The 12,642-nt window shown below is 70.4% G+C and carries 9 protein-coding genes; 1 reads left to right on the top strand and 8 read right to left on the bottom strand.

Annotated elements, in window-relative coordinates; genetic code table 11:
- Positions 1 to 404: 404 nt before the first annotated feature.
- The 4 genes from ACFWA7_RS06015 to ACFWA7_RS06000 all read right to left on the bottom strand — a co-directional run bounded on the left by ACFWA7_RS06015 (position 405) and on the right by ACFWA7_RS06000 (position 4,697).
- Positions 405 to 1,199 carry a hypothetical protein gene (locus tag ACFWA7_RS06015; RefSeq protein WP_385821245.1) on the bottom strand — a complete coding sequence of 265 codons (795 nt, stop codon included), beginning with the start codon at positions 1,197 to 1,199 and terminating at the stop codon, positions 405 to 407.
- 4 nt (positions 1,200 to 1,203) lie between these two features.
- Positions 1,204 to 1,728 carry a phage tail protein gene (locus ACFWA7_RS06010; protein ID WP_385534293.1) on the bottom strand — a complete coding sequence of 175 codons (525 nt, stop codon included), beginning with the start codon at positions 1,726 to 1,728 and terminating at the stop codon, positions 1,204 to 1,206.
- A 14-nt stretch (positions 1,729 to 1,742) separates the two neighbouring features.
- Positions 1,743 to 3,503 carry a phage tail sheath family protein gene (locus tag ACFWA7_RS06005; RefSeq protein ID WP_385534295.1) on the bottom strand — a complete coding sequence of 587 codons (1,761 nt, stop codon included), beginning with the start codon at positions 3,501 to 3,503 and terminating at the stop codon, positions 1,743 to 1,745.
- Between the two features lie 978 nt (positions 3,504 to 4,481).
- A complete protein-coding gene (locus ACFWA7_RS06000; protein WP_243627090.1) occupies positions 4,482 to 4,697 on the bottom strand; it encodes a DUF6243 family protein in 216 nt (71 codons plus the stop codon).
- Between the two features lie 909 nt (positions 4,698 to 5,606).
- Between ACFWA7_RS06000 and ACFWA7_RS05995 the strand changes: the two genes are divergently transcribed.
- On the top strand, positions 5,607 to 6,476 hold the full coding sequence (locus ACFWA7_RS05995) for a hypothetical protein (RefSeq protein ID WP_385821243.1): 870 nt from the start codon (positions 5,607 to 5,609) through the stop codon (positions 6,474 to 6,476).
- 126 nt (positions 6,477 to 6,602) lie between these two features.
- Here ACFWA7_RS05995 and ACFWA7_RS05990 read toward each other — a convergent pair whose 3' ends face one another.
- The 4 genes from ACFWA7_RS05990 to ACFWA7_RS05975 all read right to left on the bottom strand — a co-directional run bounded on the left by ACFWA7_RS05990 (position 6,603) and on the right by ACFWA7_RS05975 (position 12,206).
- On the bottom strand, positions 6,603 to 7,946 hold the full coding sequence (locus ACFWA7_RS05990) for a hypothetical protein (protein WP_385821241.1): 1,344 nt from the start codon (positions 7,944 to 7,946) through the stop codon (positions 6,603 to 6,605).
- Between the two features lie 245 nt (positions 7,947 to 8,191).
- A complete protein-coding gene (locus ACFWA7_RS05985; protein ID WP_385534301.1) occupies positions 8,192 to 9,808 on the bottom strand; it encodes an MFS transporter in 1,617 nt (538 codons plus the stop codon).
- 497 nt (positions 9,809 to 10,305) lie between these two features.
- Entirely contained in the window at positions 10,306 to 11,742 is a 1,437-nt protein-coding gene (locus ACFWA7_RS05980; protein ID WP_385534303.1) for a DUF2252 domain-containing protein, read from the bottom strand.
- A gap of 293 nt (positions 11,743 to 12,035) precedes the next feature.
- Positions 12,036 to 12,206, bottom strand: coding sequence for a hypothetical protein (locus ACFWA7_RS05975; RefSeq protein ID WP_385534305.1), 171 nt, complete (start codon positions 12,204 to 12,206; stop codon positions 12,036 to 12,038).
- Positions 12,207 to 12,642 lie beyond the last annotated feature (436 nt).

Raw genomic sequence — 12,642 nt, 5'->3', positions numbered from 1 at the left:
ATCTCCGGCGGCCGCGGAGATCTCTCACACACACACCCCCGCGCCGGCAGACGGTGCGCCCCCCCCCCCCCCGACTGCGGTACGCCGCGCCCGCGGCGCGTGCCCGGCGGCCGGGGCCGCCCGGCGGGAGGCTGCCGCGGGGCCCCGGACCGGGGATCCTGCCCGGTCTTCCGTGCCTTCGGGCGGGGCGAGGGGCGGGGCTTGCGGGGGCGGCCCCGCCGGGGACAGCGCGTGGGGGGCCGGGTGCGGTGCCTCGTACGGCAGGGCCGGCGCCGTCTCCTCCACCGTCACCGGAAGGGGATCGTCCGGGGTCCGGAGCCGGGTCGCCCCCGGGTCGAACAGGGTCGGCAGCCGGGGGCGCAGCCGGGGGCCCGGCGCGCCGAGCAGCCGACCCACGAAGTCACTCATGCGGTCGCCGCCTCCAGGTAGTACTGCCGTCGGGCCGGGCTCACCCCGAGGACCTCGGCCTCCGTCCACCCGTACGCGCGGGCGAGCACGTGCACCTCGTGGAGCAGTCGGCGGGCGTAGGCCTCGACCTCGGCCCACAGGTATCCGGCGAGGTCGAAGGGCGCCGTCCAGCTGTGGCGGCAGTACGGGCAGGTGAGCGCTACCGCGGTGTCGGCCCCCGGGTCGAGGGCGCTCAGCCGCTCGGCCACCGCTTCGAGGACCGCATCGCTCGGCCCTTCGGGGGCCGGCGGTACGGCGCCCAGTACGCACCGGCCCAGCAGGGCCCGCCGCGCCCCGGGCTCGTCGGGGTCCACGGCCAGCAGGTCTCCCCCGGTCAGGGCGCGATAGGTCACCTCGTGCCCGTCGACGCGGACTCGACCGGTGGCGGGCGCCCTGCCGGGCGGGGCGGTGCGGTCGCCGGGCGGGCGCAGCTCGGCGGTGGTGAGGGTGACGTCGAGCTGCTCGTCGCAGTGCGGGCAGTCGGCGGCGCAGGGCAGCGCCGGACCGAAGCAGCGTTCGCGCAGGTCGAGCAGGAGGGCGTTGAGGGCGGCCAGGGTATGTTCGGTCACGGGCCGCGTGCCCGCCCACGGGTCCGGCTGCCCGGTCCCGTCCGGTCCCGGCCCGGGGAGGCCCGCCCCGGTCGGCCCGAACAGCGCCGCCGCGGCGAGCAGCAGGGCGCGGGCCGGCGGTGCCTGTCCGCTGCCCGTCTCCCAGATGTCCAGGAGCCGGGCCTCGGTCAGTTCGGCCGTCACCGGGTCAGCCCGAGGCCGTGTCACTGAACTGCGGCAGCTGCGGCGGCTCGGTCCGCTCACGCACCCAGCCGTGGTGTTCGAGCTTGATGTGCTCGAACGCGACCGCGTTGGCGTTGGCGTCGAGGTCCGGCAGCGCCTGGTACTCCGAGACCCAGCAGTCGTGGACCGAGTACGAGAGCACCTTCTGGCCGCCCTCGTCGAACACGTCGATGATGAGGTCCCGCCGGAAGTCCTTCAGCGAGGTCTCCAGCGATCCGGTCGCGTTGCGGAAGCTCCAGACGCGGTTGGCCCACTCCTCGAACACGGTGTCGGTGGTGCAGCCCCGCTCCAGGGTGACGGGCTCGTACTCGGTGCGGCCCGGGAGCTTGTGGCTGGTGCCGGGGCTGCCGCCGTCGCGGTGTTTGATCACCTCGGTGGTCCGCTTGAGGCCGCCGACCTTGCTGACCCCGGCGATGTACTCGGTGGACCCGCCGAACTTCACCCGGAACCGGAAGTTCTTGAAGGGGTCCCTGCGCGTGATGTCGGGCATCGGACGTCCTCCTGCTAGGTCTGGATCTGGCCGGCGAGCTGCTCGATGTGGATGATCACGAATTCGGCGGGCTTCAGCGGCGCGAAGCCGACCTGGATGTTGACGATGCCCCGGTCGATGTCGTTCTGCGGGTTGTTCTCCCGGTCGCACTTGACGAGGTACGCCTCTTCAGGGGTGCGGCCCTGGAACGCCCCTTCGCGGAAGAGGGAGTTCATGAACGCGCCGACGTTCAGCCGGATCGACGACCACAGGGGTTCGTCGTTGGGCTCGAACACCACCCACTGGGTGCCGCGGAACAGGCTCTCCTCCACGAAGAGCGCCAAGCGGCGGACGGGCAGGTACTTCCACTCGTCGGCGAGCCGGTCCGCACCGCGCAGGGTACGCGCGCCCCAGGCCACCGGACCCGCCAGGGGGAGCTGGCGCAGGCAGTTGACGCCGAGCGGGTTCAGCCGCCCGTTCTCCCGGTCGGTGAGCACCATGGCGAGCCCGGTGACCCCGGCGAGCGAGGCATCCGTCCCGGCCGCGGCCTTCCAGACCCCGCGCTGGGCGTCGGTACGGGCGAGCACGCCGGCCATGACGCCGCAGGGCGGGAAGGACTTGGTCTCGCCGTCCAGGGGGTCGGGGGCCAGGACTTCGGGGAAGTAGAGGGCGGCGTTCTTGGCGGGGTCGCCGGTGAGCACGGGGCTGTTGAGTGCCAGCTTCGCGACCTCGGCGGCGGTCTTCTCCCCCGTCCACCCGCCCGGCGGATCGACGAGCAGGATCGCGCGCCGCTCGACGCACAGTTGCAGGGCGGCGTCCAGGACGGTCTTCTCTTGGGCATCCGGCAGGCACAGCAGGTTGAAGATGTCCGTCTTGAGGAGCGCGTGGATGCCGGTCTGTTCGTCTGCGCTGCCCAGGTAGTGCTCCGCGGCAGGAACCCCGTCGGAGGCCGCTCCCGTCTGTTGGGGCTCCTCGAAGGTGACGACCAGGTCCTGCTCGCCGTCCCGCCCGTTCCTGTTGCCGCGGCGCCTGTTGCCGCCGCCGTTCCCCGCGTCCCCTTCCTCGCCCGCGTCCCCTTCCTCACCCTCGCCCTCACCCTCGCCCGCGCCCTCGCCCTCGGCTTCTTCGTGCGCCTCCTCGGGCTTGTCCGCACCGTCGTCGGCCTTCGCCGGCACCTTGCGCGGGCCTGCCAGGAGATCGTCGGACGAGCCCTCCGGGGTGCCATGCGCGAGCGGTCGCCCACTTCCGGTCTCTTCAACTGCCACCAGCCGCGACCCGCTGAGCACCCTCGTCAGGCTGCGGGGGCTGTCCGCCTTGAAGCTGACGTTGGTGTAGTTCTCCTGCACACCCGTCTCGGCGTCCCGGACGGTCAGGTTGTACAAGTCCTTTTCGTCATCGGGGATGTTGTCGTGGTCGACGCGGACCCGAAGATTTCGGGCCCAGACTCCCGGAGTCGCGGCCCTGAGCCGGGCGCGGTCGTCGGTACCGGCGGGCTTCAGGCCGATCGGGACCGTCACCGGTTCAGGGTTGGGGACGACCAACCGTACGATCTCCGCGTCGGTGCCGCCGTTCAGGAAGAACTGATAGACGGCGTGGCCCATCTTCGTATCTTTGTCGAGCCCACCGAACTGGGCTTCGTAATCGGCCCAGCCGGTGATGTGCACGGGCTCGTTGTCCGGCCCCCGCGGGGCCGGCCCGACGAACGCGGCCACCGATGTCGGAACGCCGGTGATGGTTCGTACCCGGCTCTTCACTTCATGGATGTAGACGCCGGGGAACGAGACGTTCACAGGCATGGGCAGCCCTCTCTCCAGCTGTCGACGCGGAGTTCCGGGACGGAAACGTCGGGCGCCAGCACCGTAGGCACACGCAGCGGCCCGTGCCGGTCAGCCGCTCCGCCGACCCCCGTTTGCCCGCCCCGTATGGCGTACGACGCGCCGGAGGCACCTACGGCAGAGCGTGCGGTCCCAGTCGCACCGCGCGACCGACGCGTGCACGAGTAGCCCCCTTGCCTCGGCGAGGAACTTCAGATGTACGAGACCACCATGCCCGCGGCCCCACCGGCAGACGGCTGCACGCCACCCGAAACCCCTGCCTGGAGCGAGGTGAGTGCGGACCCCCTGCACACCTTGCTGGACACGGTGGCCACCTGCCGCCCGCTCGACCAGGTCACCACACTGCCGATACCGCTGCCCACCACGCCGCCCAAGGCGCGGCGCGGCCGAGTACAGCCAGCCGAGGCGGACGATCACGCGCCTGCGGTCCTTGCAAGCCCAGCCCAGCCCCCGCCCCCGCCACACCGAGATCGGCCGGCCACCGAGGAGCTGATCCAGGCCGTACGGGGCCGGGCCACCCCATGGGCGCGGCTTCCGAAAGATCACCGGCCCAGATAGTCGCCCCCTTGCCATCGGGGCTGCACCTCCCCTTCGATGGGCAGCCCCGCGCTGGGTTGCGAAGCGGGGCGCCTGAAGAGGCGGTGGGAAGAGGTGCTCGACTGTTCGTCTCAAGGGCCCCCGCAGAACCAAGGAGCCTCGCATCGGCGTGGGCCACGGTGTCGGGGCTGGAACCCTGGCGTCTCTGCGCGGGTCCGCTCCCCTGCTGATCACGATGCGGCAGGATACGGAGAACCTGAGACGCGGGGGGGGTAGGCCGAGCGCTGAGTGGGACCGGCCGCGCCCGGTACGGCAGCAGGGCCCCGGTACGGCAGCAGAGCCCGGACCGCGCGTCGCGGTCCGGGCCCTGCCCGTGCGGTGCCGCCCTGCGGCGGCGGTGCGTCAGCTCTGTGCGGTGTCGTCGCCCGCCTGCCCGGCGCCCTCAGCTGCGCCTGCCTTCTCGCGCATCTTGCGCACCAGCTCCGCCTTCTGGTCGGCTGCACCCTGGCGGTCGAGGTTGCGGTGCGGACCGTTGTTCTGCCGTTCGGCGCGGGACAGCTTCTTGCGCTGGCCGCCGCCCATGCCCACGGGGTTGTTGATGTTCTTGCTCACGGTCACGGGTTCTCCCGGTAATGTTGTGAAGTGATCTACGGGTTCATCGGTGGAGGACGGGCGGCGACGTCGATGGACGTCAGCGGGAGCCCATCACGCTCTCACTCGTAAATCGGTGTCTGGAAGAACATGACAAAGACCTTACCCGGTTCCGTCGGCCCCGCGCACCAACCTTTTCGCCGCCCAGGCATCGGCCGGGCCTTCGACGAGCGCCGGGTCAGCCGTTTCCTCCCGTGAATCTCAGCACCGCCAGCACCCTCCGGTGGTCGCCGCACGCCCGGGGCAGGTCCAGATCCGCGTTACTGGGCCGCCGCGGGCGTTGTCAGTGGTCGCGAGCGCACTGGCGGCATGGGAGATCATCTCACTTGCGCCCCGCCGTCACGGGACAACCTTCACCGGTCTCCACTACCGCCCTCCACGCGAAGTCCACACCGGGCATCAGAAGTTGTGCCCTGCCGCGTGAATTCAACGGCAGACACCTGTCCGGCAAACGCGAGGCCCCTCAATCCTGGACGCACGGCGGGCGACGGCCGTTGCGGCGGAGGGGGCAGCGATGCCGTCGCTGAGATGCGGGCCGCGCTTGGTGTGGTGGGCGGGCCCGCTCTGGAGGTACTTGAGGACCGCTCCTTGCGGTACGTCCTGGCGAGGGTGCCACCTGGGCTGCGGGGCGAGGCAGCCGTGTGGGGGTGGGATGACGCGGAGGTACGCGGCCGTCTCGCCTCCCAACGCGGCGGAGCTGGTGAGACGGCGCTGGAGAAGGAGACGGGCCCCGCCGCCGGACGATTTTGGCCAAAGCACCTTGAAGTGCGGGCAGTTGCTGGGTTCGCCAGTGGTGTTGTCAGTGCGCTCGGTTAGAGTCCGGCATCTGGCGTCGTCGCCACAGGGGACACACAGACAACAAGGGGTGGGATGTCCGTGAGGAATCAGTTGACAGCGGCGGCGGGGATATCCGTCGTGCTCGTCCTGGCGGGTGTGACGGGGTGCTCGGCTCAGCAGGCAAAAGACACCGCCACGTCGGCGGCTGATGCGGCCGCGCAGGCCAACAAGGCGGTCATGGCCGCGTTCGCACGCACCAGCGACAAGGCGCAAGGGTTCACCTCCGCCGAGGTGACGATGACTGTCTCCGGCAAGGACCAGACCAAGCCCCTCACGATGACCGGCACGTACACGTGGGGGCGCGAGCACTCCTATGACGCCCTCGTGAACACCGACAGCATGGGCATGGGCAAGCTCACCTCCCGCAAGACGATGCGGATGCTGAACACGCACGGAGCGTACTTTTACCAGATCGACCCGCAGCCCACCGGCCCCTTCAAGGGCAAGCACTGGATGAAGGTCGACGCCAGCGCGATACTCGGCGACAAGGGCGCCGCCGGACTTCGCAGCGCGGACGCCGACCCCACCGCAGGTCTGAAATCCCTGAAGTACGCCTCGGATGCCACCGACTTGGGCACCGAGACAGTGCAGGGCAAGCAGGCCCGTCACTACAGGGCCGTCATCGAAGCGGACCGCCTGGGCGCCGCCGGGAACGCGCTCACGGGCAAAGACGGAGCCCCCAGCGCTCTCAACGACTTCACCGGCACGGTCCATGAGGTCACGCTGGGGGTGTGGGTCGATCCCCGCACCGACCTGCCCGTCCGGTGGGAGCAGACGATGGGCGCGGCCAAGGTCACGATGGAATTCGGCGCGTTCGGCCACGCCACCACAGTCACCGTCCCGTCCGCCTCCGACACCGCCGACATCACCCAGGCCGTCAAGGACGAGCAGGCGAAGCGCACGGGTTGACCGGCCCGGCCCCCGGCCATGGGGGCTCGGCCCACGCCGCGCAGCGCGAGAACCCGGTCTACACGAATGTGCTCGCGCGGGTCGGCCGGGCCGCCGAGGCGGGCGGGTGACAGCACTGGTAGAGCGTCACTCGCCGCTCTCCGGGCGAGGTGGCGCCACCCGCTCGGCTTCGATGGTCGCGGTGCGGCCGGTGGCAGCGAGGAGGGCGAGCAGTGCGAGGACGGCCAGCAGAATGATGACCAGCAGCAGGATGGTCAGAACTGTCGGATGGTTCCAGAGCGCGAAGACCAGGGCCACGATCAGCACGGCGGCCAGGGCGATCCACCGGCGGTGGGACTGGGCCCAGGTACCCGCCCGGCCGGTGCGGACCTGGTGGGCGTATGCCCACTGAGCCGCGGAGCCCGCGGCGCGCTCGGATGTGCCCCGGACAGCGCGAGGCAGCCTCCCTGGGCCGATCAGGTAGGCGCCCAGCGCGATGACCACACCGAGCACGATCGCCGTGCGCAGGCTGACCCTCAGGAAGCGCAGCAGCGTGTCGAACACGGCTGCCGCGGCGGCCTCCGACTGGACCTGGGGTGGGAGATGATCCAGGTAGTAGTGGCGGGCGATGACCAGGGCGATGGCCACGATCAGGCATGCGAAGGCCGCGCCGAGAGCCGTACGGGCCAGGGCCCGGCGGCGCCGGTGTGCCAGCAGCACACCTGCCGCGCCGATCACCACGACGAGTACGGGAAACCAGTTCCCGATGAGGTCCAGCAGGTGGGCGCCCTTGCGGATCTTCTCCAGCTGGTCGGACTGGAAGAGCACCATCTGCTTGTCGACCTCGGGGATCTTGGAGGCCGCGGAGAGCCCGGCGTCGACAAGTGCCTGTTTGACCTGGTCGACGGCTTCGCCGACGTCGAGGGTGACCGTCCCACCGTCCACGCCCACGGCGCCACGGCCCTCGCCGGTGAGCGCGTGCACGACGGTGGTGTGGGCGGCCCGGTTGGCGTTCGTCCAGATCCGCTCGAAGCGGTCGCTGCGCACGAAACGGGTGGCCACCTTCTCGACCGTGCCGTTGACCGCGGAGTCGAGTTGCGGGCCCAGCCCCTTCAGGGACTGCGCGGCACGAGGCGGCAGCCCCTGTGATTGCAGCCAGGCGGCGATGTCCGCGGCGGCCTGGTTGCCGTCCACCTTCACGTCGGCGGCATGCGTGATGCGCTTGACCGCCGCGTCCTCGATCGCCGGATCCGAGGCCAGCGGCGAGACCGTTGCCACGTAGCGGTCGGTGTCGAGAGCGATGTCGTGCACCCAGACCGTGAGCAGTGCGACCGGCACCAGGATGCAGGTGAGGACGATGAGCACTGCCGAGGCGGTGTTCCGCGCGATCCGCAGGGCCCCCGAGCCGTGCTTGGGCTCACTGACCGCCGAGTCACCCGCGCCGCCCCCCGGGGCGGCATCGGGCTCGGACGGCTCGTGCGGGCTGGTCATGGGGGCTCCAGGGTCCTGGGGGATTACCTGCCTCCATTTCCGCCGCTTTATGCTGAGACGGCCCGCCCAGGTGGGCCGTACGGGCGAGTGGCGGTCAATCACCCGGGCCCGTGGTCCTGCGCTGCGCGACGGGGTCCTTGCCGATGCAGGCCGCGTGCGCGGGCACGGCCCTTATGGGCGCTGTGCGCCTTTCCCCGCCCCTCGGGGCGGGGCAGCGAGGACGGCTTGTTCCGGCCGTCCCGTGGCTACGGCTCCGCCGAACGGGGCTGGGTCTCCGGGATCCGTGAGGTGAAGAACATCGCGAGGAGCGCGGTGAAGGCGAGGATCGCGAGCGCGGCACGCAGACCGTCGATCCTGGCGTCGGCGTTCGCGTCAAGTGCCGCCTGAGTCACCTCCGTGCTCGTGCCCGCCTTGTCGAGGGCGGACTTGAGCTGGTCGTCCGACAGGAACGGGGCGCCGCTTTGGAGTTCGGCAGTCGCCTGGATCTTGACCTCGGCGGGGACCGCCGGATTCCGCTCGACGCTGGCGAGGAAGGAAGTCGTCAGCGTGGCGATCATGATCGAACCGGCGAGTGCCGTACCGATCGAGGCCCCGAGGTTGGTGACGGCGTTCTGGACGCCGCCGACCTCTGCGCTCTGTGCTTCAGGCACCGCGGACACGGTGACCGAACCGAGCTGGGACGCCAGTGCGCCCATGCCGAGCCCGATCAAGAGGAGGGGGATGGTGACGATTTCCGCGCCGGCTTCCGCGTCGAGCGCGGCCATCAGGACCACCGCGCCGACGAGCAACGCGAGGATCCCGAGCCGCACCACCCGCCGCGGCGAGACATCGGGGAGGAAGCGGGGGATCAGGACGGCGGCCGCCAGCAGCGTCACCGAGAGCGGCAGGATGCGGGCGCCGGTCGTGAGCGCGGACAGGCCCAGGGCGACCGACAGATAGAGCGGTACGACGAAGAACACGCCCATCTGAACGAGGTACTGGAAGAAGAACATCGTCAGCCCGCCGGTGAGCTGCTTGTTGTGCAGCATGCCCGGGTCGACGAGCGGCTCCCTGCGCTGCTCCACCATGCGGGCCTCCCAGCGGAGGAAGAGCCAGACCAGCAGCAGCCCAGCCAGCATCAGCCACACGACCAGCGAGACCCCGAGCCACGAGGGCGCGTCGGACTTGGGCTGGAACCAGCCCCATTCGTCCGAGCGGAGTACGCCGTAGACGAAGATCCCGAGCCCGAGCGCGGACAGTACGGCGCCTGGGAGATCGATGCGAGGGCGTTCACCGATCGGCGCGTCAGCGGTGCGGCCGGCAAGCACCAGGATGCCGAGCACCATCACGACCTCACCGGCGAAGATCCACCGCCAGGAGAAGTAGGTCGTGGCAACACCCCCGATGAGCGGCCCGACCGCGATCGCCGCGGCCCCTGCGGCCGCGACGAGGCCGTAAGCGGCGGGACGGCGTTCAGCGGCGAAGTTGCTCGCCACCAGCGCCACGATCGCGGGCAGGATGAGTGCCGCCCCGATCCCCTCAAGGAACGACCAGCCGAGCAGCAGCACGGGCAGGTTCGGCGCGAGCGCGGTGGTGAGTGAGCCGCAGCCGTAGATGACGCAGCCGATCATGAACGCGCGTTTACGGCCGATCAGTGCCCCGACCTTGCCGCCGGGGATCATGAACATCGCCATCACGAGGGTGTAGGCCGTGATGGCGCCCTGGACACCCGTCACTGTCGTACCCACGTCGTCGGCCACCGTCGCGATCGAGACGTTCATGACCGAGCTGTCGAGCGCCATCAGGAACTGACCGGCCGCGAGTGTCAGCAGGACGATTCGCCCCGTTGCCGAGCTCTCAGCAGTGCTTGTCCTGGGTGCCATGGGCGAATCGTCCCAGCTGCCCCGGAGGGTGATCCGCGACCCGCCGCGGAGGTCAACCGATTGGCGGGCCGAGGCTGGCGGAGTCACTTCGGGCGGGAGTCGTCATGGCGCGAGAGGGGCGCAAGGGGCAGCCTCAAACGCTGGCAGATGTGCGTGTCGTCGTCCGCACTCGGGCAGAGTTCGAACGCTCACCACCGCATCGGCTGCCTTTACCCTTTACCCGACCTTCAGACCCGCCTCACCTTCGGTGTGCGGCCGAACCCGCGACCGAGTACGAAAGCCGCAACCCGAGCGAGGCCGCCCTGACCCGGGCAGGCTTCGACTGCCCGGAGGGCGTCACCACGCGGTGGCAATTCCGCGGTGCACAGCCCAGCCCCATCGAGCGGACGAGGCCTGGCATGCCGAGCGCCTCACCAAGAGCACGTGGCACCGCCGCTCGACCACGCTCGACTCCGCCGGCACGACCCCGGCCGCCCCGCGCACACGCCTCTCCCGGGTCAGGCCGCCTGCAACTCCTCCGCGGGAAGTCGGCCTGCGCGCACCGCGTCGACCAGGGCCTGGTGGTCACGCTCGTTCTGGTCGGCGTAGGACTCCGCGAATGCGGCGAGTGCTCGGTCGAACGAGTCGCCGCTCCCCAGGTACGCGGCGATCGCGATGCGGTCGCCGGACCGCGCGTGCGCACGAGACAGGGTGACCCCGCACAGTTCGCCGAACGCCTGCATGTCCTTCGGCTGCATCCTCTCCGGCATGGCGATGCCCTTCCAGTCGCGCAACTGGCGGACGTAGAAGTCGCGCTGCTCGCCGTCGAGCCCGTCCACCCGCTCCCAGCCGAGGAAGATGTCACTCGTGGCCTGCATCAACCGCTGTCCCGAGACCACTCGCTCGCCCTGGTTGGCGTACCGGCTCGCTCCGACGTAATCGGCGAGTACGGACGTGTCGGCCTCCTTGGCCTGGAGGAAGAGCGGGTCCTGGCCGTCCCGGCCGAGCAGGAGGAAGATCCAGCACCGGGTGCCGACGCTGCCGACACCGACCACCTTGCGGGCGACGTCCGCCAGTCGGTAGTCCTCCAGGAGCGTGCGCCGGTCGGAAGCGAGAGTGCTGCCGTACCGCTCGATCAGGCCGCGGAACTGGCGCTCCAGAGCGCTGCGCTCGACGTCCGGCAGCAGGTGGCCGGCCGGGATGAGCAGCGGGGGATCCGCCACGATCCTGGGCCGGCCGTCCACCGTCTCGGTGAGCTTGTCGAAAGCCTGCAGGCTGTCGCGGGTACGGGCCTTCGCCATGGCACGGACCAGCCTCTTCCGACCGCTCTTCGTTCCGCGGAGTCGGCCTGCGGCCAGGGACTCAAGGAGGTCCGCGTCGATCTTCGCGTACCAGACGTCGAGGTTGCCCGTCTTTGCGAAGCGGAGCATCGCCTCGCGGTACGCACGGACCGTGGCGCTCACGATGCGGGCACGCTCGGCGTCGTCGAAGCCGTTCGCCCTGCCCGCGATGACGAGACTCGCCGAGAGCCGTTTGACGTCCCATTCCCAGGGGCCCGGCAGCGTCTCGTCGAAGTCGTTGATGTCGAACATCAACTGTCGCTCCGGCGAGGCGAGCAGACGAAAGTTCAGCATGTGCGCGTCCCCGCACAGCTGGGCCGTGAATCCCGAGGTCGGGCTGTCGGCCAGGTCGGACGCCATGATTGCGGCGGCTCCCCGGTAGAAGCGGAACGGGGACTCCATCATCCGGCCGTAGCGGATCGGGACGAGTTCGGGCACCCGTGCAGCGGACTGCGCCTCCAGGATCGCCAGCGGGTCCGGCCGGCCGGGAGACGGCTTGTACACGGCGTGGCCCGACCGCGGTGAGCGGCGCCGTGCCTCCTTGCCGAAAGCCCCGCGTTCCTCGGGCGTGGCGTCGGGTACCGCGCGCATCACCGTGATCGCCTTCTGGGTCATCGCAAAGCCCTCCTGCCTGGTCCTGCGGCCGTTGGGACGCCCGGCAGAGGGCACGTCGGACAAGAGGGCTCCGTGACCTTCTCCGATGCCGGCCGCGCGGATCATCGATGCCGGATGGGCGTACGCTCTCAGCCCTGAGACTCGATCTTGGTATCGGCGACGACGACGGCGATGCCGAATGCCGAGTGCCGAGTGCCGCGGCGATGTTGCCCGCTGTCATGACGCGGGCGGTGCCCACGATGGGCGCGCTGTCGCCAGGACGTCCTGTGGCTGGTCGGCGGTCAGGCCGCTCTTCAGGGCGGGTCGATATGGGCCACGTAGGAGATCGGCGGAGCATCCGAGGCGGCGGGCGCCGCGATGCGCGTGAGTTCGAGCATGTCCGGGGCCGGCCCGCATCGCTCGATCGAGTCGACCGTCATGGCGGCGAGGGTGTCCAGGACAGGGGTTTCCGATGCAGTGGACATGTCGCAGCCCTCCTGGCGAGTTTCCGGGCCCGAGGGATATATCAGCCGGAGAGAACCGACTTCCGCGAGGCTGAGGCTCCCCCCAACCCTAAACCCCTTCCCGGCCTCGCGCATGGGGGCGCCTGGTTCGCCGCGCCATGGGGACAGGCGGGTAGTCCGGCGAGGGTCCGGGCTGCATGAAGACCCAGTCAGCCGGGTTGACGTGTCCGTGGACCTCTCCGGCGGATCCGGCTCGTTTCAGCGTCGGCGGCGCGAGTTGCCATGCCCTTCCCGGCACTCACTTCGTCCGCGCCGACCTGCAGGAAACGCCGGATGGGATGCCATCCGCAGATACGAGAGCCCGGTTGCCGTGATCGGTCACGTGGTTGCCGTATGCGCGACGAAATCGCTCTGCCCTGCACATATGGGCCCTGGACTTCTCATCAAGCAACCCCGC

The sequence above is a fragment of the Streptomyces sp. NPDC059994 genome (assembly GCF_042737755.1).
Taxonomy (GTDB): Bacteria; Actinomycetota; Actinomycetes; order Streptomycetales; family Streptomycetaceae; genus Streptomyces.
This window is presented reverse-complemented; position numbering and strand designations above follow the sequence as displayed.

Bases quoted from the DNA above. Each gene is read 5' to 3' on its own strand.
- ACFWA7_RS06010 (WP_385534293.1), bottom strand. From the start codon at position 1,728: ATGCCCGACATCACGCGCAGGGACCCCTTCAAGAACTTCCGGTTCCGG.
- ACFWA7_RS06005 (WP_385534295.1), bottom strand. From the start codon at position 3,503: ATGCCTGTGAACGTCTCGTTCCCCGGCGTCTACATCCATGAAGTGAAG.
- ACFWA7_RS05990 (WP_385821241.1), bottom strand. From the start codon at position 7,946: ATGACCAGCCCGCACGAGCCGTCCGAGCCCGATGCCGCCCCGGGGGGC.
- ACFWA7_RS05985 (WP_385534301.1), bottom strand. From the start codon at position 9,808: ATGGCACCCAGGACAAGCACTGCTGAGAGCTCGGCAACGGGGCGAATC.
- ACFWA7_RS05980 (WP_385534303.1), bottom strand. From the start codon at position 11,742: ATGACCCAGAAGGCGATCACGGTGATGCGCGCGGTACCCGACGCCACG.
- ACFWA7_RS05975 (WP_385534305.1), bottom strand. From the start codon at position 12,206: ATGTCCACTGCATCGGAAACCCCTGTCCTGGACACCCTCGCCGCCATG.